The 22,842-nt window shown below is 72.9% G+C and carries 23 protein-coding genes; 10 read left to right on the top strand and 13 right to left on the bottom strand.

Translation table 11 applies throughout. The annotated features are described in order from the left end of the window. Positions 1–35 precede the first annotated feature (35 nt). Positions 36–2,393, top strand: coding sequence for a hypothetical protein (locus B042_RS24085; RefSeq protein ID WP_369797740.1), 2,358 nt, complete (start codon positions 36–38; stop codon positions 2,391–2,393). Between the two features lie 12 nt (positions 2,394–2,405). Here the strand turns inward: B042_RS24085 and B042_RS0120755 are convergent, their stop codons facing one another. The 3 genes from B042_RS0120755 to B042_RS0120745 form a co-directional block, all read right to left on the bottom strand. Next, positions 2,406–2,705: a DUF2516 family protein gene (locus tag B042_RS0120755; RefSeq protein WP_028649964.1), complete on the bottom strand. Its 300-nt coding sequence runs from the start codon at positions 2,703–2,705 to the stop codon at positions 2,406–2,408. A 280-nt stretch (positions 2,706–2,985) separates the two neighbouring features. Further along, a complete protein-coding gene (locus tag B042_RS0120750; protein ID WP_028649963.1) occupies positions 2,986–3,930 on the bottom strand; it encodes a M56 family metallopeptidase in 945 nt (314 codons plus the stop codon). A 5-nt stretch (positions 3,931–3,935) separates the two neighbouring features. Further along, the gene (locus B042_RS0120745; protein WP_081748914.1) at positions 3,936–4,298 is read right to left on the bottom strand and encodes a BlaI/MecI/CopY family transcriptional regulator; all 363 of its coding nucleotides are present in this window, start codon (positions 4,296–4,298) and stop codon (positions 3,936–3,938) included. A 125-nt stretch (positions 4,299–4,423) separates the two neighbouring features. Here B042_RS0120745 and B042_RS0120740 point away from each other — a divergent pair, with 125 nt between their 5' ends. After that, complete coding sequence (locus B042_RS0120740) at positions 4,424–4,954, top strand: O-acetyl-ADP-ribose deacetylase (RefSeq protein ID WP_028649961.1); 531 nt, start codon at positions 4,424–4,426, stop codon at positions 4,952–4,954. A gap of 67 nt (positions 4,955–5,021) precedes the next feature. Beyond that, positions 5,022–5,723 carry a type II CAAX endopeptidase family protein gene (locus B042_RS0120735; protein ID WP_028649960.1) on the top strand — a complete coding sequence of 234 codons (702 nt, stop codon included), beginning with the start codon at positions 5,022–5,024 and terminating at the stop codon, positions 5,721–5,723. Between the two features lie 232 nt (positions 5,724–5,955). On the opposite strand, the gene B042_RS0120730 is transcribed toward B042_RS0120735, so the two are convergent. After that, entirely contained in the window at positions 5,956–7,263 is a 1,308-nt protein-coding gene (locus B042_RS0120730; RefSeq protein WP_036555768.1) for a deoxyribodipyrimidine photo-lyase, read from the bottom strand. 88 nt (positions 7,264–7,351) lie between these two features. On the opposite strand from B042_RS0120730, the gene B042_RS0120725 reads away from it, so the two are divergent. The 5 genes from B042_RS0120725 to B042_RS0120705 all read left to right on the top strand — a co-directional run bounded on the left by B042_RS0120725 (position 7,352) and on the right by B042_RS0120705 (position 12,211). Next, positions 7,352–8,329: a DUF523 and DUF1722 domain-containing protein gene (locus B042_RS0120725; protein ID WP_028649958.1), complete on the top strand. Its 978-nt coding sequence runs from the start codon at positions 7,352–7,354 to the stop codon at positions 8,327–8,329. Between the two features lie 113 nt (positions 8,330–8,442). Further along, positions 8,443–9,423, top strand: a complete 981-nt coding sequence (locus B042_RS0120720) for an esterase family protein (protein ID WP_028649957.1) — start codon at positions 8,443–8,445, stop codon at positions 9,421–9,423. A 107-nt stretch (positions 9,424–9,530) separates the two neighbouring features. Continuing rightward, positions 9,531–10,826, top strand: coding sequence for a D-inositol-3-phosphate glycosyltransferase (gene mshA, locus B042_RS0120715; protein ID WP_028649956.1), 1,296 nt, complete (start codon positions 9,531–9,533; stop codon positions 10,824–10,826). A 25-nt stretch (positions 10,827–10,851) separates the two neighbouring features. Continuing rightward, positions 10,852–11,376: a YbjN domain-containing protein gene (locus B042_RS0120710; RefSeq protein WP_028649955.1), complete on the top strand. Its 525-nt coding sequence runs from the start codon at positions 10,852–10,854 to the stop codon at positions 11,374–11,376. An 88-nt stretch (positions 11,377–11,464) separates the two neighbouring features. Continuing rightward, positions 11,465–12,211, top strand: a complete 747-nt coding sequence (locus B042_RS0120705; protein WP_028649954.1) for a phosphoglyceromutase — start codon at positions 11,465–11,467, stop codon at positions 12,209–12,211. A 46-nt stretch (positions 12,212–12,257) separates the two neighbouring features. Here B042_RS0120705 and B042_RS0120700 read toward each other — a convergent pair whose 3' ends face one another. Then, a complete protein-coding gene (locus B042_RS0120700) occupies positions 12,258–12,620 on the bottom strand; it encodes a DsrE family protein (RefSeq protein ID WP_081748913.1) in 363 nt (120 codons plus the stop codon). Positions 12,621–12,634: 14 nt separating this feature from the next. Further along, a complete protein-coding gene (locus B042_RS0120695; protein ID WP_028649952.1) occupies positions 12,635–13,408 on the bottom strand; it encodes a GIDE domain-containing protein in 774 nt (257 codons plus the stop codon). A 208-nt stretch (positions 13,409–13,616) separates the two neighbouring features. Between B042_RS0120695 and B042_RS0120690 the strand changes: the two genes are divergently transcribed. Together B042_RS0120690 and B042_RS0120685 are read left to right on the top strand one after the other, a co-directional pair. Then, positions 13,617–14,162, top strand: a complete 546-nt coding sequence (locus B042_RS0120690) for an FABP family protein (protein WP_028649951.1) — start codon at positions 13,617–13,619, stop codon at positions 14,160–14,162. A gap of 351 nt (positions 14,163–14,513) precedes the next feature. Further along, positions 14,514–15,542, top strand: coding sequence for a folate-binding protein YgfZ (locus B042_RS0120685; protein ID WP_028649950.1), 1,029 nt, complete (start codon positions 14,514–14,516; stop codon positions 15,540–15,542). Positions 15,543–16,069: 527 nt separating this feature from the next. On the opposite strand, the gene B042_RS0120675 is transcribed toward B042_RS0120685, so the two are convergent. The 7 genes from B042_RS0120675 to B042_RS0120650 all read right to left on the bottom strand — a co-directional run bounded on the left by B042_RS0120675 (position 16,070) and on the right by B042_RS0120650 (position 22,803). Next, on the bottom strand, positions 16,070–16,783 hold the full coding sequence (locus B042_RS0120675) for a type 1 glutamine amidotransferase (protein ID WP_028649948.1): 714 nt from the start codon (positions 16,781–16,783) through the stop codon (positions 16,070–16,072). 12 nt (positions 16,784–16,795) lie between these two features. Next, positions 16,796–18,052 (bottom strand): MurT ligase domain-containing protein, encoded by a 1,257-nt coding sequence (locus tag B042_RS0120670; RefSeq protein ID WP_028649947.1) that lies wholly within the window; start codon positions 18,050–18,052, stop codon positions 16,796–16,798. 83 nt (positions 18,053–18,135) lie between these two features. Next, positions 18,136–20,172, bottom strand: coding sequence for a hypothetical protein (locus B042_RS0120665; protein WP_036555766.1), 2,037 nt, complete (start codon positions 20,170–20,172; stop codon positions 18,136–18,138). A 316-nt stretch (positions 20,173–20,488) separates the two neighbouring features. Then, on the bottom strand, positions 20,489–20,794 hold the full coding sequence (locus B042_RS0120660) for a DUF1416 domain-containing protein (RefSeq protein WP_028649945.1): 306 nt from the start codon (positions 20,792–20,794) through the stop codon (positions 20,489–20,491). Further along, complete coding sequence (locus B042_RS0120655; protein ID WP_028649944.1) at positions 20,791–21,636, bottom strand: sulfurtransferase; 846 nt, start codon at positions 21,634–21,636, stop codon at positions 20,791–20,793. The genes B042_RS0120660 and B042_RS0120655 overlap by 4 nt, the downstream gene beginning before the upstream one ends. A 278-nt stretch (positions 21,637–21,914) precedes the next feature. After that, a complete protein-coding gene (locus B042_RS27170) occupies positions 21,915–22,001 on the bottom strand; it encodes a putative leader peptide (RefSeq protein WP_352983320.1) in 87 nt (28 codons plus the stop codon). A 106-nt stretch (positions 22,002–22,107) separates the two neighbouring features. Continuing rightward, positions 22,108–22,803, bottom strand: a complete 696-nt coding sequence (locus B042_RS0120650) for a DUF2993 domain-containing protein (RefSeq protein WP_028649943.1) — start codon at positions 22,801–22,803, stop codon at positions 22,108–22,110. Between the last annotated feature and the right edge of the window lie 39 nt (positions 22,804–22,842).

Here is a 22,842-nt window from a genome sequence, read left to right as displayed (position 1 = left end):
GTCACCGGAGCACGCTGCGTGGCAGGATGCTGACCATGTCGGCCATGCCCTCCCACACCGACCCTGACAGACCCGAATCCCCCGCCCGGACCGGAGGCGACCATGTGGAACTGCGCGTACACGGCGTGGCGGGCGGGCAGGCCGAGGAGCTCCTCGACGTCGAACCCGCCATGCGGGTGGCGGGCGACGGCCTGTCCGGTTTCTTCCGCTGGCGCAGTGCGGCCGACACGGAGACCGTTCCGGGGGTGCGCCGGGAGATCTTCGCCTGGGGGAACCTGACCTCCGGACGCGCCTCGCGTGCCCTGTGGCTCATGCTGCTGCCGTTCATGCTGGTGAACCTGGCCTATTGGATGCGCCCAGGGCGGGCGGGAACCGGTCCGGGGAGCGCGCCCCGGACCGCCCGTGCCGTCTACGGCGCATCGGTCCGCCTCCTGGCGCTGGCCCTGACCATGCTCATCACCCTGGCCGCCGCGGGCGTGGGAATGGACGTGGCGGCGTGGCAGTGCTCGGCCCAAGCCGAGCGGTGCGCCACGGCCCACCCGTGGTCGGCGTTCCTGGCGTCAGCGCCCCCGGCCCTGTCGGCGCCGGGCACCGTGCTGCTGCTGGGAGCCGTGGCCCCGCTGGCGGTGGTCGCGGTGCTGTGGCGGCTCTCGCGCAGCTCCGGGGGCGAGTACGAGGTGGTGCCGGCCCCCGAGCCGGCAGTGGCCACGGAGGCTGCTCCGCTCAGCGATCCCGGGTTCTGGCGCAACGGAGAGGTGCTGGCGCGGCTGCGGTCGGCGCACGTGGCGGTCGCACTGAACACGGTCTCCCTGCTCCTGCTGGTACCGCCCCTGAGGCACGACCTGGGCGGCGGCTTCCCCGCCCCGGGGGTGTGGGCGGCCGGTGCGCTCCTGGCCGCGGTGCTGGGCCTGGTGACGGCGGTGGCCACCGCGGGCGTGCTGCTCCCCGGCACCGACCCCCGGTGGAACGCCCGCGCCGACCGGCTGTGCGCGCTGCTGCGCGACGCCGCACTGATCGTCGGTGTGGCCGCCGCGGTGTACGCGCTCTGGCCCCGCCCCGGGTGGGAGGCCGTCGGCCGTCTGCCGGGCCACAGCAGCACGCTCACCGCCCTGTTCGCCGTGCAGGGGGTCCTGGTGCTGGTGCTGGTGGCGGCGGCGGTCGTCCTGTACCGGTCTGGCCGGGGCGAGGGCCGGGCCGCGATGCGCGGACTCGCGGGCCCGGCGACGGCGGCCCTCGGTGCCCTGCTGGGCGGGGTCTTCTCCGCCGCACTGGTGTACCAGGCCGCGCTGTGGCTGGGCGACTGCCCGCCGCTGGCCGGTCCGGAGGCCGGCTGTCTGGCCCTGGAACCGCCCACGGCCTACTCGTGGCTCCAGCTCGCCTTCGTCCTGGAGGCGGCGATGGCGATCGCGGCCGTGGCCGTGCTCACGCTGAGGCTGCGCCGTGCCACCAGGTCCCAGTTGTCGGAGGTGACCGAGCAGTACGCCCGCAGCGTGCGCGACCGGCGGACCTGGGAGATCGCCCGCGCGCGTGCGCTGGGGCGGATGACGGAGTCGCTGCCCGCGGTGCTCACGGCGTTCGTGGTTCCCGTGGTGCCGCTGATCGCGCTGGTGCTGTACGCGGCGGTCTCCGGAACGGCGCTGGCCGGTCCGGTGCCGGCGGACACCGCGCTGGCGGCGCTCTCGTCCGGCGGCGGAGGGTTCGGCAGCCGGGAGGTGCTCGCGGTCCTGGTGGGCGTCGGCTCGTTCCTGGGCGGGCTGTGCCTGGCCGCGCTGGTGTGGATCGGGCGCAGCGCCTACCGGGACCGTCCGACCCGCCAGGCGGTGGGCGCGCTGTGGGACGTGGGGACGTTCTGGCCGCGTGCCGCGCACCCCCTGGCTCCGCCGTCCTACGCCGAGCGGGCGGTTCCGCAGTTGGCGGCCCGGGTGGCGCGGATGGCGCGCGAGGGCGCGGACACGGTGCTCTCGGGGCACTCCCAGGGGTCCGTGCTGGCGGCCGCCACGGTGTGGCAGCTTCCGGAGGACTGCGTCGAGCGGGCGGGGCTGGTCACGCACGGGTCTCCGCTGGACCGTCTCTACTCCCGCTACTTCCCCGCCTACTTCAACGCCCGGGCGTTCACGGACCTGGAGCGGCGTGTGCCGGGCTGGCGGAACCTGTGGCGGGTCACCGACGCCATCGCCGACCCGGTACGCACGGTGGAGCGCTCACCCGACGGCTCCGAGCGGATGGCGACGGTACCGCCGGAGGAGCCCCTGCCGGACCCGAGGTCCTACGACCCGCTGCCCGGCGAGGTCCTGCGACCGGAGGTCCTGGGCCACTCCCGGTACACCGGTGACCCGGAGTACGCCGAGTCGCTGTGGAAGGTGTTGAGCGCTATGGCTGACCGCCGTTCCTGAGACGAGCACGGCCTACCAGGGACCGTAGGGCCCCTGGTTCCGTCCGCCACCCGCACCCTTGACGGCGGGGCGCACGTCCAGCAGGAACACCAGGGTGGCGACCAGGCCGAGGATGACGAACATGCCCCGGCCGGAGAACACGGCGAGCAGGGACAGGCCGCTGGCCACACCGGTGAGGGCGACCCAGAGCTTCTTGGACTGCTTGTCCATGATCTCGAACGCGGAGGCCGGGGTGCGGATCGCTTCGATCAGCGCGTACAGGCTGGCCACGAAGGTGACCAGGTAGATGAGCTGCCAGATGAGTCCGAACACTACGCACACTCCCACGACGCGTCCGGGCGGTGGTCTGCTCCGCCCTGCCCGGTCAACGCTTCGACGACGGGAAACGTGCCCGCCGAGTCAGAAGTCACACGCCCGACAACGCGGCGGAGGCGGGGGCACTGCCGGTGTCCGCGGGAGGAGTCTCCACCGCAGCGAGGAACGAGCCGGGAGGGACTGCGCCGCAGGCCTCCGTTGAGGGCGGTGCCGGGCTGGCGGGCGGCGAAGACGCCGGCCTCGGGGCGCCCGAGCCCGCGAGGGACCACGAACACGGTCACAGGGGCAGGTGCCACAGACAGGTGATCGCGGCGAGGAGGAACGCGGACGAGCCCATGATGACGGCACCGGCGTGGTAGGGGAGTTCCTTGCCGGGGTGCAGGAGGCGGTCCACGCGGCGCATCACGCCGGACTGGGGCTGTTCCAGGGCGGCCATCGCCCCGGCGGGCACGGGGGCGGGTCCGGCGGCGCCGAAGCGCAGCAGGGCCGTGGCGAGTTCACGCCGCGAACTGCGGCGCTGGGCCTGGTCGTCGGCGCACATCTCGATGAGCAGGGCGACGCTCTCGTAGTAGGAGCGGATGAGGCGCACGTGCGGGAAGGCCCGTTTGAGCGAGGAGAACGGCAGCAGGACGAGGTCGTGGCGCTGGCGCAGGTGGGCGCGCTCGTGGGCGAGGACGGCGGCCAGTTCCCTGTGGTCGAGGACCTCCATAGCGCCGGCGCTGATGACGACCTGGGAGCGCAGGACGCCGGGCAGGCAGTAGGCGGCGGCGGCCGGGTGGTCGAGGACGCGGGCCCCGGGGACGTCGGGGTGCTCGCTGGCCACGAGTTCGATGAGGTCGTGGTGGCGGCGGCGCACGCGCATGACATGGACGAAGGAGGACACCAGGCCGTAGAAGAGGACCAGGGCCAGGGCGAGGGCGAGTGCCACGGCCGCGATGTGGCTGACCCCTTCGGCACCCTGGGCGAGTTCGGCGGACAGCAGTTCGCCGGTGACGGCGTCGCGGGCCAGGGCGAGCAGGCCGCCGAGCGCACCGAGTTCGTAGGAGGAGAGGCCGTAGGCCAGGAGCGCCCCGATGGTGGAGACACCCCAGGCGAGTCCGAGCGCCTGCCAGGTGACCACAGCGGTGTAGGGGCCGCGCTCGGGCCATGCGGCCCGGTGCAGGGCCTCCATGGCGAGCAGGCAGCCGACCGCGACGAGGGACAGGAGGGCGGCGCTGACCATACGGGCTAGTTCCTTGACTGCTCGGTTTCCGCGAGTGCGCGCCGGAGCGCTTCAGCTTCCTTGCCGTCCATGGACTGGACGAAGGCGGCCAGGGCAGCGTCCCGGTCGCCGGTCTGCCCGAGCGCGTCGAACATCAGCTCGGACACGTACGCCTCGCGGCTGGCTGCCGGACGGTACCGCCACGCACGGCCTTCACGTGCCCGCGTGACGACCTTCTTCTTCGCCAGCCTGTCGAGCACGGTCATGACGGTCGTGTGGGCGAGGTCGCGCTCGGCGAGCGCCTTGCCGACCTCCCGAACCGTCATGGGTTCGTTCTTCGCCCACAGTACATCCATCACCGCGCGTTCGAGTTCGCCAAGCCGAGTCATGCAGCCGAGTCTACCGCTGCTAGTACTACGCACTGTCGTAGCCCCTGTTAAATCCGGGTCAACCGTGTCCCCAGGGTGTCCAGTGGTGCGCGCGTGGCGCCCTGGAATGCGGGAAGGCAACGCATATGAGCGGTATACGAGACACACGCCGCAGTGTCATCATGGGCGACATCACCGAACAAAGGGTGGACGCGGTCGTCAACGCGGCCAACGGTTCCCTCCTGGGCGGCGGCGGTGTGGACGGGGCGATCCACCGCAGGGGCGGCGCGGCGATCCTGGAGGAGTGCCGGGCCCTGCGTGCCTCCCGCTACTGTGGCGGGCTACCCACAGGGCAGGCGGTGGCCACCACGGCCGGGCTACTGCCCGCGCGGTGGGTGATCCACACGGTCGGCCCGGTGCACAGCGCCGCGGAGGACCGCAGCGCGCTGCTGGCGTCGTGCTTCACCGAGGCGCTGCGGGTGGCCGACGGGCTGGGCGCGGAGTCGGTGGCCTTCCCCGCGATCTCCACCGGGGTGTACCGCTGGCCGCTGGAGGAGGCCGCCGGCATCGCCGCGGAGGCGATCCTCGGTGCTCGGACCCGCGTGTCCGAGGTTCGTCTGGTGCTGTTCGACGACCGGGCTCTGGCGGCCTTCCGGCGGGCCTTCGGGACGGCGTGAGTCGCGTCGGCTCCGAACGTGTGGTCGGCAGGATCCCCTTCCCGCTCCCTGATCCCCGGAGACTGCTTTGGCCGATACGCCACCGCCCCCGACCCCTGTCCGCTCGTCGGTGCTCTTCCTGGTCGGGGCGATCGTCTGCTTCGTGGGCCCGCCGCTGGCCCTCGGCGTCCTGGCCGGGGAGTCGCCCCCGCCCCCGGCCCTGGTGCTCGTCGCCCTCGTCGAACTCGCGTCGGCGGCGCTCCTCGTGTTCTGGTGGCTGCGGCGGCGCTCCCTGCCGTGGACCGACGTCGGCCTGACCTCGCGGCACTGGCCGCGGGACGCGCTCATCGGCGCCGCGACCGTGCCGCCCCGGCTGCTGATCGAGGTCGGCGTACTGATCCCGATGGCCGGAGGCGCCCGGAACCCGGGGGTCGAGGAGGTGCTCGCCACCACCTCCGCGGGCCTCGCGGCCCTGGCCGCGACCCTGGTGCTCGGCGTGGTCGGGGGCGGCCTGGCCGAGGAGCTCTACTTCCGCGGCTTCCTCATGGGTGCGCTGCCGAAGGCCTTCGCCCACCGGCGGGCGGCCCTGTACGGGGCGGCGGTGGTGTCGGTCCTGCTGTTCGCGGCCCTGCACCTGCCCACGTCGGTCCCCGACGTCGCCGCCATCGTCCTCGCCGGCCTGGTCTACACCGGCCTCTTCCTGCTGACGCGCCGCCTGGCGGCGACCGTGGTCGCCCACTCGCTGTGGAACGTCTCGGTCGTGTTCACGGTGCTGGCCGTCTACGGGTAGGCGGGTGCCGTACTCGAACAGGCGGACACCAAAGAGTGAAGGATTTGCGACGGCGAGCGGCCACGCGCCGGTTGCCTGCACCGTTCACGTCCGTCAGGTAGACGGCCACTGCTGGGCAGAGGCGGAGGAGCCTCCCGGGGCCTTCGCGGCCGGGGAGAACCTCGACGAACTCTGGGAATCCGTTCGGGACGCCATCGGCCTCGTCTGCTCATGACCGGCCCGGAAGGCGGGCTCAGCGGCCGGGGTCGGCGATCGGCGGCGGGTAGCCGTCGGGGAGCCGCTCCTCCCGCCAGGGGGTGAGCGCCCGCCTGCCGGGAAGCCCGGCCAGTTCGGGCACGTAGCGCCGGACGTAGGCCCCCTCCGGGTCGAACCGGCGCGCCTGGCGCAGCGGGTTGAACGGCCGGTTCGGCCTGGTGTCGTTGCCGGTCCCAGCCACCCACTGCCAGTTGCCGTAGTTGTCGGCGATGTCGCCGTCCACCAGGTGGGCGTGGAAGTGGTCCGCGCCCTCCTTCCAGTGCACGTGCAGGGTCCGGGTGAGGAACGCGGCGGTGATCATGCGCGCGCGGTTGTGCATGAACCCCTCCCGCAAGAGCTGGCGCATGCCCGCGTCGACGACGGGCACCCCGGTCCTCCCGCGCCTCCACGCGTCGAGGGCCTCCGGGTCCCCGTGCCACACGCGGTCCCTGGGCCGGTAGTCGCGGACCGCCAGGCCGGGGAAAGCGGCTGCCACCTGGTGGTGGAAGTCACGCCAGGCGAGCTGCCGGACGAACTCCTCGGCACCCTGCCCCGCACCGGACGCCTCGGCCGCCTCCACGGTCTCCAGGGGGGACAGGCAGCCGAAGCGCAGATCGGCGGACAGGTGCGAGGTGGCCGCGCCGGGCAGGTCGTCACGGGTCCGGTCGTACCGGGACAGTCCGCCCTCCAGCCAGGCGCGTAGCCGGGCGCGTGCGGCCCGTTCCCCTCCCGCGAGGCGGTCGGGGGCCAGGGCCCCCACGCCCCGTTCCGCCAGGTCCCCGGGGAGGGCCCCGGGGTCGACAGCGGGGAGGCGGACCTTCTCCGGGGCGGGCAGGACGGACCTGCGTTCGCGGTCGGCCCAGGCCCGCGAGTACGGCGTGAACACCTTGTAGTGGTCGCCTCCCGTGGGGGTGACGGCGCCGGGGGGCACCACGGTGAGCCCGGGGAGGGCGTGCACGGCGGGCACGGCCTCCCGCAGCCGGTGCTCGCGGCGCGCGGCGAACCGGCCGACCCCTGCGGTGAGGAACACCGTGTCGGCCCCGGTCTCCCGCGCCAGCGCGCAGACACGGTCGACGGTGTCGCCCTCGCGGACAAGGAGGTCCCCGCCGCGCCCGCGCAGGGCCGCGCGCAGGTCGGTGAGCGCCTCGGACAGGTAGGCGCACCGGTTGCGGGCCGCGCGGCCCGTGATCGCCGGATCGACCACGAACAGGGGCAGCACGGCGTCGCGATCCCCGACGGCGGCCGTCAGCGCCGGGTGGTCGTGGACGCGCAGGTCCTGGGTGAACAGCACGATGGCGGGCGGCACCTGACTCCTCACTCTGAGCACCTCATCTGACACCGAGCGTATCGGCGATCCGAAGGGTATGCTCCCCGATCCCGGGCATGGAGACGGTATGAGACCAGTACACGAGACCGCCACGGCCGTCCGCCCGCTGCTGGGGGTCTCCAGCTGCCTCCTCGGCGCGCCCGTGCGCTACAACGGCGGCCACTCCCGCTCACGGTTCCTGACCGACGAGCTGGACCACTACGTGGATTGGCTGCCGGTGTGTCCGGAGGCGGAGATCGGCCTGGGCGTGCCCCGGCCGACACTGCGGTTGCAGCGGCGCGAGGGCGCCGACCGCGTGGTCTCCAGCAGGGACGGGGCCGACCATACCGACGACCTCGCCTCCGTCGCCGACCACCACGTCCTCCAACTGCGCCGGGCCGACGGCTACGTCCTCAAGAACAAGTCGCCGAGCTGCGGCCTATTCGCCCTTCCGGTGTTCTCGCCCGGGGGCGACCGGGTGGACGGCAAGGGCCGCGGGGCCTTCGCCGAACGGCTGACCCGGCTCCTGCCGCACCTGCCGGTCGAGGAACAGGGCCGCCTGTCCGACGCCGCGCTGCGGGAGCACTTCGTGCAGCGCGTCTTCGCGCACGCCCGGCTGCGCACGCTCCTGGAGTCGGACTGGGCGCCCCGGGACCTGGTGGCCTTCCACGCCCGGCACAAGCTCCAACTGATGTCGCACTCGCCGGAGGGGTACCGGCGGACGGGGCGCATCGCGGCCCGGGCCGGGAGCTCCGACCCCGGGGAGGTCGCGGCGGCCTACACGGCGGAGTTCCACCGCACCCTCGCGGTACGGACGAGCCGCGGCAAGCACGCCAACACGCTCCAGCACGTGTTCGGTATGCTCAGCCCACTGCTGGACGACACGCGCAGGCACGACCTGCTGGCGGCGATCGAGGACTACCGCACGGAGATGGCTCCGCTGAGCGTGCCCGTGGCGCTGCTGCGGCACCACTGCGCGGCCGAGGACGTGGGGTGGGCGCACGAGCAGACCTACCTGCGCCCCTACCCGGACGAGCTGCGACTGCGGCACGCCCTGGCGGTCTGATCCACCGAAAGGAAACACCCACGCGACGCAGGGGATTCATTCTACTACGATGAGTCACATTCGGTGCCGTCGCATCCCCCGGCACCGACCGGCCCCGACCCTGAGGTTTCGGTGTGTTCGCCTCCTTCTCCCGACCTGTCCTCGTGCTCGTCTGCTCCTGTGCCGTCTTCGCCTCCGCCGCCCTGCTCGCCATCGCGCCGCCCGGCCAGATCGCCGAGCGGATCGGGCGGCGCCTGGCCAGCCCCGCACCGGAGGCCGGTGCGGGCGAGATGCGGCCGCCCGCCCTCACCAACGCCGCCGTGCCCGCCCCGATCCCCGCGCCGGGACAGGTCGCGGTGTGCAACGAGGCGGGCCGCGACGAGGTCGTCACCGCCCCGGCCCCGGCCGCGCCCGGGGGTGAGCGCGAGGTCTGGATCCGTCGGCCGCCCGGCCCCGACAGCGCCGACCTGCCCGTGCTGTACCTGCTGCACGGATCGGCGTCCACCCACGAGACCCTGATGGAGGAGGGGGTCGGGGCGCTGCTGGACGAGCAGATGTGCCGCACCGGTGTCGAATTCGTCATCGCGGCCCCCGACGTCCGGGTGGTGCCCGGAGCCGCCCCCGGGCGGGACGACGCCGACGACGGCTCCTTCGCGGTGGAGTCCTTCGTGACCGGCGCGGCCGTACGCGCCGTGGAGGGCGAGCACGTCCGGCCCCGGAAGCTGCGCGCCCTCGGCGGCTTCGCCACGGGCGGAGATAGTGCGGCCGCCGTCGCACTGCGCAACCCCGGACTGTACACACAGGTGGCGTCCTGGTCCGGCCGCTACCGGGGTGACGGCCCCCAGGGCTTCGGTGACCGCGCACCGGACCGCCTGCTGGACTCCCGGTCCGCGGGCGACCTCCGGTTCGTCCTCGTCGAGGGTGCCCGGGAGCGCACCCCGTCACGGGAGGAGGGCAGCGGCGGGGAGGCGGCGCGCTTCGCCGACCTGCTCGACGGGCGCGGTATGACGGTCGCCACTCTCCGCCCCCGAGGCGAGCCCGGCTTCCCCGCCTGGAAGCGCGCCTTCCCCGGGGCCGCGAAGTTCCTGGTCTCGGGCTGGACCCTCCCCTCCTGAGCCGCGGGCCGTCAATACCAGACCCCTCGGACAATCCGGGCGGGAACAGTGTGTACCTTCATCGCTGTTGACGACAGCGGCGTATACACGAACTGAAGGGACCCCCGGTGTCCGGAATCGTCCTTGAGGGAGAACAGAGGGTACCGCGCCGCGTGGCGACCGTCAGTCTGCACACCTCCCCGCTCGACCAGCCGGGAACGGGTGACGCGGGCGGCATGAACGTCTACGTCATCGAGGTCGCCCGGCGCATGGCCGAACGCGGCGTGGCCGTGGACGTGTTCACCCGGGCGAGCGGCCCGGACCTCCCGCCCGTCGTCGAACCGGCGCCCGGGGTACAGGTGCGGCACGTGCCCGCCGGCCCCTACGGCCAGGTGGACAAGAACACGCTCGCCGACCACCTGTGCCCGTTCATCTTCGGCATGATGCGTGCCGAGGCCCAGGGCGAGCCCGGGCACTACGGCCTCGTCCACGGCCACTACTGGCTCTCCGGGCGGGCCGGTGTCGTCGCCGCCCGCCGCTGGGGGGTGCCGTTCGTGCAGTCCATGCACACCATGGCCCGGGTCAAGAACGCCTTCCTCGCCGAGGGCGACACCCCCGAGCCCGAGGCGCGGGTACGCGGCGAGGACCAGCTCGTGCGCCAGGCCGACCGGCTGATCGCCAACACCGACGACGAGGCCCGCCAGCTCCGCGAGTTCTACGGGGCACGCGAATCGCAGTTGAGTGTGGTCCCGCCCGGCGTCGACCTGGACGTGTTCAGCCCCGGCCCGCGCCAGGAGGCCCTGCGGCGGATCGGGCTGGCCCCCGGCACCGAACTCCTGCTGTTCGTGGGGCGCCTGCAGCGGCTCAAGGCCCCGGACGTGCTCATCCGCGCCGCGGCCCGGCTGTTGGAACGCGAACCCGGACTGCGCTCGCGCCTGGTGGTGGGCGTGGTGGGCGGACTCTCCGGCACCGGGCGGCGTGAACCCGGACTCCTGAGGGACCTGGCGCGCTCCCTGGGGGTGGCGGACGTGGTCCGGCTCGAACCGCCGCAGGACCGTGTGCGACTGGCCGACTACTATCGCGCGGCCGCGGTGACGGTGGTCCCGTCCTATTCCGAGTCCTTCGGGCTCGTGGCGGTGGAGTCCCAGGCCTGCGGAACGCCCGTGGTGGCCTCGCGCGTGGGCGGACTGACCACGGCGGTGGCGGACGGCCTCTCCGGGGTCCTGGTGGACGGCCACGACCCCGACGACTACGCCGCTGTGCTGCACCGGATGGTCACCGAGCCGGGCTGGCGTGCCACCCTGGCCGGGAGGGCCCCCCTGCACGCCGCCACCCTGGGCTGGGAGCGGACCGTGGACGACATGCTGGACGTGTACCGCACGAGCCTCGCCCCGGACCCCCTGCCGATGGCCGCGTGCCGGTGACCGACGAACGAGAGGAGCGGACGAGGTGGCTACGGATGCGGTGCGCGACGCTGCGGAGAGGGCGATCGTCGAGGCGGTGGCCGAGGCCGGACTGGAGGTGGAGCGGCCCCGGGAGAGCTCCTTCCTGGTGACCCTGCCGGGCACGGCCAAGCTCAAGACCCTGGTGTGGCTGGAGGTCGGACCGCACAGCCTGACACTGACGTCGTTCTTCTGCCGCCAGCCGGACGAGAACCACGCCGTGTTCTACCGGTGGCTCATGGGCAGGAACTCCGACATGTTCGGGATGGCCTTCGCCGCGGACGAGGTCGGTGACGTGTACATCCGCGGACGGCTCCCCCTGTCCGGCATCACCCCGGAGGAGGTCGACCGGCTGCTGGGGTGCGTGCTCACCTACTCGGACGAGAACTTCAACGCCGCGCTGGAGCGCGGGTTCGCGTCGGCGATCCGCAAGGAGTGGATCTGGCGCGCCGAACGCGGCCACGACATGCGCAACCTGAAGGCGTTCGCGCACCTGGCCGAGCCGCACCACCACGGCGGGGACCGCCCGTAGGGCCGGGCCCTGGAGCCCCGTGGGCACCCGCGCTGACCCCCTGGGGGCACGGCACCGCGTTCGGGGAACAGGCTCTAGGCTTGGCCCCATGGGAACTCTGGTACTGCTGCGACACGGTGAGAGTGTCTGGAACGCGAAGGGCCTGTTCACCGGCTGGGTGGACGTGGACCTGTCCGCCACCGGCGAGGACGAGGCCCGCCGCGGCGGGGAGCTGTTGAAGTCCGCCGGCATCACGCCGGACATCCTGCACACCTCCCTCCTCAAGCGCGCCATCCGCACCGCCAACCTGGCGTTGGAGACCGCCGACCTGCACTGGCTGCCGGTCCGGCGCACCTGGCGCCTCAACGAGCGCCACTACGGCGCCCTACAGGGCAAGAACAAGGCGCAGACGCGCGAGGAGTACGGCGACGAGCAGTTCATGGTCTGGCGCCGTTCCTACGACACCCCTCCGCCGGTGATCGCCGACGACGACCCCTACTCGCAGTCCGGCGACGCCCGCTACTCCGACCTGCCGTCGGAACTGATGCCGCGCACCGAGTGTCTCAAGGACGTACTGGAGCGCTCCCTGCCGTACTGGTACGACTCCATCGTCCCCGACCTGGTCGCCGGGAGGACGGTGCTGGTCGCGGCGCACGGCAACTCGCTGCGCGCCCTGGTCAAGCACCTGGACGACATCGGCGATGCCGACATCGCGGGGCTGAACATCCCCACCGGTATCCCGCTCACCTACGACCTGGACGAGGACCTCAAGCCGCGCAATCCGGGCGGCACCTACCTCGACCCGAAGGCCGCCGAGGCGGCCATCGCGGCCGTGGCCAACCAGGGCAAGAAGTAAGCCCCTCCCACGTCGGCCGCCGCCCGCGCCGCCACGGCGCGGGCGGTCAGTACACCAGGGCCTGGACGCCCTCGGCGAGGGCCTCCTCCACGAACGTGGGCGCACCCGCGATGCGCACCCCGCCCAGGAGGTCGCCCTGCTCCAGGTCCCGGCGGGCGGCGCACTGCGTGCACACTGTCACCCGCCCTGCGGCGAGGACCGCACCCAGCAGGTCGGCCAGGGGCGCGGCGTGCGGGAGTGCGAAGCCCTCGGCGCGCCCGGGAACGGCGAACCAGGCGGCCTCACCGGTCAGCCACAGCGATACCCCGACCCCGGAGGCCAGTGCGGCCGCCGCCACCGTGAACGCCTGGTTGCACCGCTCGGGGTCGTCGCCCCCGGCCGTGACCTTGATCACCATCGAACGAGCCATGGCTGCCAGCCTACTCAGAGCCCGGCCGCGACCAGCAGGGCCCCCGCGATCGCGCAGAACGCCAGGGCCGCGCAGAGCACCAGGGCCTCCCGGCGCCGGGGGGAGGCGTGCACGGGCCGGTCCTCCGCTCCGCGCTCGATGGTGACCGCACCGCCGTCGGGGGCCACGAGCACGACGTGGCCGTCGCGCTTGCGGACCTCGCCGCTGACACGCACCCGCTCGCCCGGGCGGATGACCCATTCGCGGTACTCGAACTCGATGGTCTCGCCGCGGAAGACACCGGAGATCCGGCCGCGCACCCGGGACAGGAGATCGTCGGAGGAGGCGGTCCCGCCCCGCTGGGGGCGTCCCACGACGCGCTTGAGGCAGAGCTCGGCGCCGCGGGGGTCGCTGCCGGAGGGATCGACGAAGACGCGGTCGGAGGTCTGAGGCATGCCTGCGGCCACCAGGCCGAACAGTTCCTCGGAGCCGTGGTCGGCGATGGAGTCGCAGGCGCGCTCGCGGACCGTGCCCTCCGCCTGTCCGGAGGCGAGGGGCCAGTAGTGGCGCAGGACCTCGTGGCCGTGCCAGACGCACTCCAGGCCCGCCAGGTTGGACTCGATCGGGCCCGCGGGGCCGGGTGCGGCCACACCGGTGAGGGTCACGCGGCTGCCCTCCCGGGCCGCGAGCACGGCAGGGCGCAGGAGTGTGAGACCGCGCTGACGGGACCAGCGCCGCAACGCGACGACCGTGAGCGGAACCAGGACCGCTGCGGCGACGAGCAGCACCGAACCGATCAGCAGTAACACAGAATGCCCCTTGTCCCAGTCCGTGGAGGTCGAGCCCGGCGGTGGGCTCGACACACCCCGTGGCCGCACCGCTTCGTTGACAATCTTTACCAGTTCTCCGCGAAAGCGGGGCCAATTGGGTATGACCGGACCCGGGCCCGCGGGTGATCACCCAGGTCAGGTGCGGCCGGTCCCGCCCACTCTCCGAACGCGGCTACGCTACGGGGTCATGGACGCTGATGTGCACCCCGATCTGGCGAGACTGTCCTTCCTGTTCGGCCGCTGGGAAGGCGCCGGTGTCGCCGGGTACGCCGACGAGGAGGAGTTCCGCTTCGAGCAGGAGCTGGAGTTCGCCCCCGCCGCAGGACCGCCGTACCTGACCTTCTCCAGCCGGGCCTGGCGGATGGGCTCCGACGGGGCCCGGGGGGAGCTGGTCACCGAGGAGTACGGCTACTGGCGTGCCCGGCCCGAGCCCGCCAGCGACGCCGAGGTCCCCGAGGAGGGGTCCGAGATCGTCCATCTGGAGGCGCTGTACGCCCACCCCGAGGGGTTCACCGAGGTGTACCTGGGCAACGTGTTCGCGCACCGCGTGGAGATGCACACCGACGCGGTGGTGCACACCGAGACCGGGATCGACGTGAAGGCCTCGCACCGGCTGTACGGCCTGTTCGGCGACGACCGGGAGACCCTGGGGTACGCGTGGGACCTGGCCGCACGCGGCCACAAGCTGCGCCCGTACATGTCCGCCCAGCTCAAGCGCGCCGACAAGGGCTGACGCGGGGCCGGGGACCGCGCGGAGGGCGTCCTCACCGGGGCTCGGTTGCAGAAGCGGATCCCGGGCCCTCTCCCGCCGAGGCGGGGCCGGTCGGACGAGCTCCGGCGGCCCGGGATCCGGGTGTCCGTCTGGGATTCGCTGCGAACGACGTCGCGCGAACGCGCGGGTCGCCCTAGCGGACGGCCACCTCGCCAGTCCTAGAGTCACTCATTCCTCGGACCACCTCCTTTCTTGCGTGCCTCGAAGGTATGCGCCTGGATGCCACTGGGGCAAATGTTTTTCCGTGGTGCGTAACACCAGCTCAGGGACGGGTTTTCCGGTAGGACGCGCGGTGCGGATACGCTCGGCTGTATGACATCGCCGCTGCTGACCACACCGGGTGCCGTGAGCGCCGAGTCGACCGACGCGGGCGTGGCCGCGCACTACGGCCGACCCGCCCACGAGGGCCGTGCCATCGAACGCTCGGGCGCGTGGGTCGACCGGAGCAACCGAGGGGTGGTCCGGGTGGGCGGCCCGGACCGGCTGGGGTGGCTCAACGACCTGACGAGCCAGCTCACCCTCGGCCTGGCGCCGGGTGCGGGCACGGAGGCGCTGGTCCTGGACACCCGCGGCCACCTGAGGCACCACCTGTCCCTGGTGGACGACGGGGAGGCCGTGTGGATCCACACCGAACCCGGGGACGGGCCCGCGCTGGCGGCGTTCCTGGACTCGATGCGGTTCATGCTGCGGGTCGAGGTGGCGGACCTGAGCGGGTCCCGGTCGGTGCTGACCGTGCTCGGCCCGGAGCGCGACAAGGCCCTGGCTGCGGCCGTCGAGCGGATCGGGGGCGTGCCCGTCCGCGCGGCGGAGGACGAAAGCGACCTGTTCGTGCCCTCGGAGCGCCTGCTGGAGGCCGCGGAGGCGCTGACGGAGGCGGGCGCGTCCCCGGCGGGCCTGTGGGCCTACGAGGCGCACCGGATCGCCGGGCACCGGGTCCGTCCCGGACTGGACACCGACGAGCGCACCATCCCGCACGAGGTGGACTGGGTGGGCCGCGCCGTGCACCTGGAGAAGGGCTGCTACCCGGGGCAGGAGACGGTCGCGCGCGTGCACAACCTGGGCCGCCCGCCGCGCCGCCTGGTCATGCTGCACCTGGACGGGACCGTCGAACGCCTGCCGGAGGCGGGATCTGCCGTGGAGTTCGGCGGACGGACCGTGGGGCGCGTGGGATCGTCGGCCCGCCACCACGAGCTGGGCCCGATCGCGCTGGGGCTGGTCAAGCGCGCCGTGCCCGTGGACGCCGACCTCACCGCCGACGGGATCGCCGCGGGCCAGGAGGTCGTCGTGGACCCCGACACCGGCGCCAACGCCCAGATCGACCTGCGCCGCCGCCCCCGCTAGAGCCGCCTGGGCGACGATCGACGGCCCCGCCTGACGGGGTCATCGGCGTGTACGCCCCAAGTCATCGCGTTCCGCGACATGGGACATAAGAGAAGCATGATGTTCTTCCGTATGTGGGAGATCATCATGCTGGGTCCGGTGGGCCGGTCAGGGACTGGTACCTCAAGCTCCGGGCCGACGACCCAGTGACCGCCGTGCAACTCGAAGCAGCCTTCGCTCGACCGGAGCCACGCGGACCCGACCTGAGGCGACCCTTGGCCGACAAGATCAAAGACACAGGCCATGGGCATCAGCCGGGCCCGCGTCTCCCAGATCGAGCACGGCCAGACCAACGGCCTGGATCTCCTGCGCTCCCACATCAGCGCTATCGGGGGCGAACCGCACCCGACCGTGTCCCAGGGGCCTCTGAACGTCACGCTGGACCTTTCCAGAACAGCGGTGGCCGAGAGCACCCCGCTGAGAACGGCGACCACCAGGCCGCCGGAGCCGTGCCCGGGGGCCCGCGTGGGCGGGACCCCCGGTGTGCGTCAGCTCAACGCGGCGGCGAGGCGCTCCTCGTGCAGGCGCTCGCCCCAGGAGGGGTCGAGCGGGGGGAGCTGGCCCACGCGCCAGCGCAGCAGCAGGTCGGCCAGTGCCGGGTTGCGGGGCAGCGCCGGGCCGTGCATGTAGGTGCCCAGCACCTGGCCCTGGTAGGCGCCCTCGGTGCGGTCGTCGTTGCCGATGCCGCGCACCGTGGTGGACAGCGGGCGCGCGGAGGGGCCGATCTCCGTGCGGCCCTGGTGGTTCTCGAACCCGGTGATGCGTCCCACGCCCAGTGCCGGATCGACGTCGGCGACGATCTCGCCGACCGCGCGGGTCTGGCCGCGTCCACTGCGGATGTCGAGGATGCCCACGCCCGGCAGGGGGTTGGCCTCGTCGTCGCCGTAGGTCTCCCCGATGATCTGGTACCCGGCGCACACCGCGAAGACGCAGCCGCCGCGGGCGGCGGCGCGGGCCAGGCCGCCGTCGGCGCGCAGGCGCTCGGCGGCGAGGATCTGCGGGCGGTCCTCTCCGCCGCCCAGCAGGTAGATGTCGCCCTGTTCGGGCACCGGGTCGCTGGAGTGGACGTGCACGATCTCGGTGGCGATGCCGCGCAGTTCGGCGCGGCGGCGCAGGATGAGGGCGTTGCCCTGGTCGCCGTAGGTGCTCAGCAGGTCGGGGTAGATCCACACGATCCGCAGGGTGCTGCTGGTGTCGGTCATGGTCTGTCTCCCCTACTGGACGCGGCCGTACGCCGTGCGGATCTGCTGGAAGGCGGTGTAGTTGGCGATGACGTCGACCTTGGTGATGCCGGGCTGCTCGGCCTTGAGGCGGCCCAGGACCTCGTCGACACGGTCGGCGGTCTCGAAGTCCACCCCGTCGGTCTCCAGCCGCAGCGCCAGGTCGGTGCGGCGCTCGCCCATGACGAACACGCGGCGGCCGCGCAGCACGGAGTAGTCCACGTCCCACAGCCAGGACGTGTCCTTGCCGTCGGGGATCTGGGCGTTGACGGACAGGATCACCGGGACCCGCGGCGGGTCCAGGACCGCGAAGGACTCCAGCCACCCGGCCGGGTTCTTGGCCAACAGGAGCCGTACCTCCACTCCCATGGTGACCACGGAGGTGTAGCGGCCGGCGACGGAGGTGATCTCGCGCAGCCGCTGCACGGTGCGCTCGGGGTGGATGCCGTACCCCGCGGCGGTGGCGGCGGCGATGACGGCGTTGGCCCGGTTGGCGTCGCCGGGCAGGTTGAGCCGCAGCTTGATGCGCTGTTCGTCGGGGGTGACGAGCGTGTCGGAGTCGTTGTCCACCGCCCAGGTGGTGCGGGGGCGGGCCAGGCCGCACTCGGGGCACTCCCAGTACGGGTCGACCTCGCGCTTGAGGTGGCCCCCGCACTCGGGGCAGCACCAGGAGTCCTCCTTCCAGCGCTGCCCCGCGGACACCCAGGTGGCGTTCGGGGCGCCCAGCCCCGCCCAGGCGACGAGGGGGTCGTCGGCGTTGGCGACGACGTGCGTGCTGCTGCGGCCGAGGGCGGTGCGCCACTTCTTGGCGAGCAGGTTGATCTCCGAGGCGCGGTCCATCTGGTCGCGGCTCAGGTTCATCAGCACCACGAACGCGGGCTGGGTGGCGAGCAGGACCTGCGGGAGGTACTTCTCGTCCACCTCCAGGACGCCGTTGACCGCCTCGGCGTGGTTGGACAGGGCGGTGATGTGCCCGGTGGGCATGTTCGCGCCGAACTCGTTGGTGGCGACCTCGCCGAGCTCGCGCAGGGCCTGCGAGATGAGCTTGGTGGTGGTGGTCTTGCCGTTGGTGGCGCTGACCAGGGCCAGGCGGCGGCCACGGGCGAGTTTGGAGAGCAGGTCGGGTTCGACCTTGAGCGCGATCCTCCCGCCGATCACCGACCCGTCTCCGCGACCGGTCGCGCGCGACAGGCTGGCCGCGCTCCTACCCAGTACCGATGCCAACTGGGCGCGTAGGGGAAGCTCGCTCATGCATACTCCAGGTCGCTGGATCACCGCGTCCGCGCGCGGCGGCCGTGGGTGGCGGTGGAACCAAGCCTATGGTCCACTTTCGGTCAAACCCGCCAGTCGAGGCGCTCGGGCGGGGGACCGAGGTTGGGCGGGGCCGGCTCGGACGCCCCGCCGCCACCGTCCGGCCCGGAACCCCCGGCGGGTCCCGCCGTTGTGCCGGGGCCGCCATGGGCCACCGCGCCGCCCGTCCGCCGCGGACGGTCCCCGCCGGCGCGCGCGGCCTCGGCCGCCGCCCCGGCGCTGCGGGAGTCGTCCACTGTGGCCAGGGTGGCCGTGGACAGGGTGAGAATACCCGGATTGGTGTCGGCGAGAACAGGGCCGCGGCGCCCCAGGACCAGCGCGGCGGTGCACGGCAGGCCCCGCAGCGACGTGGCGTCCAGGCCGAGGGTGGTCACCGGCGGTTCCTCACCGCCGTCGGTGCCCGACGGGGTGCCGATCTCCGCGGCCTGGGCGGTCGCCCTGCCCCACGACGTGGCCGATCTCACACGGCGGACGAGGTCGAGCGGGGACACCCCGGCGGCGGCGTTGCGGATCATCGCGCCGGACTCGGTGTGCGAGGCGGAGAAGAAGCGGTCGTCTGCCTCGGGCTCGGGCTCGGGTCCGGCCTCGGGCTCGGTCACCTCTCCCCCCAGCGCCTCGCCGATGACCTGGCTCAGGCGATGCACCTCCAGCCGGGCCCGCCCGTGGGGCGCCGTGCCCGGGGCCGCGGCCACGGCACGCACGACCGCCTCCACCGGCCCCTCGCACTGGCGCATCACCACGGGCAGGCAGCCGGGGTCGGAGAAGCGTTCGAGGGCCTCGGGGACCGCCGTGCGGAACATGAGGACCACCTCGGCCCCGCCTGCCGAGGCGGCGCGCAGGACCTGGTCGACCTCGGCGCCGGGGAGCGTCTCGGCCCCGCACACCACGACGGTGCGGGTCCTGCCCCCGTCCTGGCGGACCCCGTGCGCGGGCGTCCCGCCGGGGTCGCCGAGGAGTTCGCTCAGGGCAGCCACCGCGTAGGTGCCGTACATCCGGGCCGCGGCCTCGCCGGAGGCCCGGTCCGTCGAGATGATCTTGACCTGGGCGTAGGCGGCCTCCTCCCCCCGGGTACCGACCGATTCGAAGGGGCTGAGCCGGCGTTCCAGCGCCCAGGCGCGCTCCCGGAGCCCGGGTGTGTCGGCGCAGCGTTCGCGTACCCCCGTGCGCTGCTCGGCGGACAGCCGGGCGAGCGCGGGGTCGTCGTGGGCGGTGTCGTCGGCCGGGGTGAGCAGGGCCCGCAGCCCGCCGATCAGTTCGACGATGCCCGCTCGGGGCCCAAGCACCTCCAGGAGGCGCAGCAGGAGGGTCTCGTCGGCGTCGACGGCCTGGGACGAACCGGACGCGGCGGCGACCGCCGACAGGATGCGGGCGCGCTGGCCCGCGTCGAGGTTGGTCCCGAGCGTCATCCGGGGCAGGTCGGCGGGGAGGACCCAGTGGCGGGGTGCCACGGCGCACCGCCGGGCCAGGCGCACCAGTTCGCGGGTGGCCGACCGGCCGGTGAGGTCCACGACGGTGAGGTCGCCGCCCTCCCTCAGCCGGGACACCCCGATGGTGGTGAGCAGGGCCGACCAGCCCGTGTCCGTTCCGCCCACGACCACGACGGCCCCGGTGTCGTCGGGGACCGTGACGCCGTACCAGCGCGGCTGGGCCTCGTAGGCCCGCGTGGCCGCCTGCCACCGCGTGTACAGGCGGGCGTGGTCGCGTTGGCGTTCGTGGAGGGCGCGTTCGCGCTCCTCCCGCTCCGTCTCCAGCTGCTCCCGGACGCGTGCCAGGCGCGCGGCGACCACGTGTCGGCTCTGCACGAGGGCGACCGCCACGGGCGCGGCGACGGCCGTGCAGGCCAGGACCCCGCCCACGGCGAGGCTGGCGGGGAGGACGCGCTGTGTCCACAGCAGGAGGAAGAGCACGGCGAGGAGGCCGAGGCCGGTCAGGGAGAGGTACAGCGGCCGGTTGATCCGGGCCTCGCTGTCGCGCTCCCCAGCGATCCACTCCTCGCTGAGGCCGAGGGACCCGTCGGGCACCGGCCGACGCGGGGGCGGGCCCGGGTGCGGGAGGAGCACTGCGTGGCACCAGCCCAGATAGGTACGCCCGGTCTCTGGGCGGACTGTGCCGCCCGACCGTTCGGCCACGATCCGAACACCTCCTGCGCGGCCTCGGCGGAGTGGTCCGGCTGCGCGTCCGGGCCGCGGACCGGAGACCGTCAACGGCCCGCGGCCCCAAGTCAAGCAGGCCGCGCACCGCGCTTCCAGGGCCAGGGCGCCGAAATCGGCGCGGCGGCGAGCCGTCGTCGGGGAGGCCCCGACGGCGGCGGGGCGCCGACCGCGACGGGATCCCCCGTCGCGGTCGGCGCCCCGTTCGGTGTGCCGGGCCCGTGGGTCAGGCCTGGACCTGGAGGTCGATGACCTTGCCCACCTCGGCCTGGACCGGGTACTCGCCGCTGAAGCCCTGGGAGGCCAGGACGCGCACCTTCCACGTGCCGTCGGCGGCGAAGAAGCGGAAGGTGCCCTCGTCACCGGTGGCCACCTCGCCGACGAAGTCGTCGGACTCGTTCAGAAGCCGGGCGTAGGCACCGCGCAGCGGCTTGCCGTCCCGGATCACCGTGCCCTGGATGACCGCCTGGTCACCGGCGTCGACATCGGCGAGGGCCACCCCGCCGACCGGGGCTCCGCATCCGTCACTCACTTGGCCTCAGCCTCTCCCAATTCGACCGGGACGCCCACCAGGGAGCCGTACTCGGTCCACGAGCCGTCGTAGTTCTTCACGTTCTCCAGCCCCACGATCTCGTGCAGGGCGAACCAGGTGTGCGAGGAGCGCTCACCGATACGGCAGTAGGCGATGATGTCCTTGTCCAGGTCCACGCCGGCCCCGGTGTAGAGCTCGCGCAGCTCCTCGGCGGTCTTGAACGTGCCGTCCTCGTTGGCGGTCTTCGCCCACGGGATGTTGCGCGCCGTCGGGATGTGGCCGGGGCGCTGCGAGGTCTCCTGCGGCAGGTGCGCGGGGGCCAGCAGCTTGCCGGTGAACTCGTCGGGCGAGCGGACGTCGACCAGGTCCTTGGCGCCGATGGCCTCGACGACCTCGTCGCGGAAGGCCCGGATGGACAGGTCCTGGTCCTGGGCCTTGTACTGGGTGGCGGACCGCTCCGGGACCTCTTCGACGAGCGCGCGGGAGTCGAGCTCCCACTTCTTGCGACCGCCGTCCATGAGACGGACGCTGCTGTGGCCGTACAGCTTGAAGTACCAGTAGGCGTAGGCGGCGAACCAGTTGTTGTTGCCGCCGTACAGCACCACGAGGTCGTCGTTGGAGATGCCCTTGGCGGACAGCAGCTTCTCGAACCCGGCGCGGTCGACGAAGTCGCGGCGGACCGGGTCCTGGAGGTCCTTCTTCCAGTCGATCTTGACGGCGCCGGGGATGTGCCCCTTGTCGTACGCCGACGTGTCTTCGTCGACCTCGACGAGGACCACGTTGTCATCGTCCAGGTGAGCCTCCACCCAGTCGGCGTCCACAAGGACGTCGGAGCGGCTCATAGGGAACCTCCTGTGGTTGTTCGCGTGGTGATCGCGTGTATCTGGTCGGTGCTCTCCGGGCAGAGACTACGCCCGGTCGGCCGGGGGTCGGGCGCTCCGCAGCGGAAGCGCCCTGGGTACGGGGGTGCGCACGGCATGCCGGAAGCGGCAGGGCACGGAGCGGGCGCGGCGGTGTGCCGCTGGGAGGTACCGAGGCGCATGGCGTGATCGTTTCCAACCGCGTTCGTGGGAAACCAGGCCGTTCGCGGGAGAGGGCGCGGGTCGACGGGACCCGAACTCTAGGGACACAGACAGAGCGCGGCGGCGACACGGCAGAAGTCCACTGCCCGTCGCTTCGTCAGATACGCGCTCGTCAAAGAAGTCACGCACTCGAAACTACAGGCCCGCACGGGTGTTTGTCACGGGTGGCCTGGATCACAGGGGCCGTACGCGGGGGCGGCTACCGTGCCTCCCCGGCCCCGCGCGGTCCGATCAGGCCGCTTCGGATCCCGCCAGGGAGACGTCCTGGCCGACACCGGTGATCCGCAGCCCGTTGGAGGCGGTCTCCATGTCGGTCAGCGACAGGCCGAACGGCAGTTCGGGCGTCTCGAAGTCGAAGCTCAGCATGCCCTCGGCCACGGGTCCGGCGTCGAGGGAGCCGTCTCCCGCCTGCACGTCCACGGGGGTCAGGGCCACGACGTCACCGTCGACGGTGAACTCGCCGCCGGCCGTGACCGGGACGCTCCGGCCGGTCCCCGGCAAGGCCAGCTCGCCGCTGATGCGCGGTTCGCCGCCCTCGGTACTGAAGGAGACGCCCTCCGGCAAGCGCGAGCCGAAGTAGGAGTAGGGGACCACGAACGAGCCCTCGACCTGACCGGCGACGAGCAAGGGCTGTGCGAGCAGTTCGGACAGGGGCGCCTCGACCCCGGTCGCCGAGACCTCGATCTGCTCGATGGTCATACCGGCAGCGGACGCGCTGTCCGCGGTGATGACGATCCGCTCGTACTCGCCGGTGATGACCTGGGGGAGGAAGGCCCATCCGCCGATGGCCACGTGCGCCTCGTCGGTCGCACCGGTCTGGACGATCCGCTCTGAGGCCAGGTCCTCCGCGACGCCGCGGAGCACGATGTCGGCGGCCACGACGCCGCACGCGATGAGGAACAACAGGACGATGAGGAACTTACGCATGAGTCCCAGCACACTTTCTTTCGCTCAGGCGCGGCCGCG

Source organism: Nocardiopsis sp. CNT312, from assembly GCF_000515115.1.
GTDB lineage: Bacteria > Actinomycetota > Actinomycetes > Streptosporangiales > Streptosporangiaceae > Nocardiopsis.
Note: the sequence above shows the minus strand (reverse complement) of the source record. Positions and strands in the feature narration are given on the sequence as shown.

Excerpts from the sequence above, each read along its gene's own strand:
- B042_RS24085 (WP_369797740.1), top strand. The coding sequence starts at position 36 with ATGTCGGCCATGCCCTCCCACACCGACCCTGACAGACCCGAATCCCCC.
- B042_RS0120750 (WP_028649963.1), bottom strand. The coding sequence starts at position 3,930 with ATGGTCAGCGCCGCCCTCCTGTCCCTCGTCGCGGTCGGCTGCCTGCTC.
- B042_RS0120745 (WP_081748914.1), bottom strand. The coding sequence starts at position 4,298 with ATGACTCGGCTTGGCGAACTCGAACGCGCGGTGATGGATGTACTGTGG.
- B042_RS0120740 (WP_028649961.1), top strand. The coding sequence starts at position 4,424 with ATGAGCGGTATACGAGACACACGCCGCAGTGTCATCATGGGCGACATC.
- B042_RS0120725 (WP_028649958.1), top strand. The coding sequence starts at position 7,352 with ATGAGACCAGTACACGAGACCGCCACGGCCGTCCGCCCGCTGCTGGGG.
- B042_RS0120705 (WP_028649954.1), top strand. The coding sequence starts at position 11,465 with ATGGGAACTCTGGTACTGCTGCGACACGGTGAGAGTGTCTGGAACGCG.
- B042_RS0120700 (WP_081748913.1), bottom strand. The coding sequence starts at position 12,620 with ATGGCTCGTTCGATGGTGATCAAGGTCACGGCCGGGGGCGACGACCCC.
- B042_RS0120690 (WP_028649951.1), top strand. The coding sequence starts at position 13,617 with ATGGACGCTGATGTGCACCCCGATCTGGCGAGACTGTCCTTCCTGTTC.
- B042_RS0120685 (WP_028649950.1), top strand. The coding sequence starts at position 14,514 with ATGACATCGCCGCTGCTGACCACACCGGGTGCCGTGAGCGCCGAGTCG.
- B042_RS0120675 (WP_028649948.1), bottom strand. The coding sequence starts at position 16,783 with ATGACCGACACCAGCAGCACCCTGCGGATCGTGTGGATCTACCCCGAC.
- B042_RS0120670 (WP_028649947.1), bottom strand. The coding sequence starts at position 18,052 with ATGAGCGAGCTTCCCCTACGCGCCCAGTTGGCATCGGTACTGGGTAGG.
- B042_RS0120655 (WP_028649944.1), bottom strand. The coding sequence starts at position 21,636 with ATGAGCCGCTCCGACGTCCTTGTGGACGCCGACTGGGTGGAGGCTCAC.
- B042_RS0120650 (WP_028649943.1), bottom strand. The coding sequence starts at position 22,803 with ATGCGTAAGTTCCTCATCGTCCTGTTGTTCCTCATCGCGTGCGGCGTC.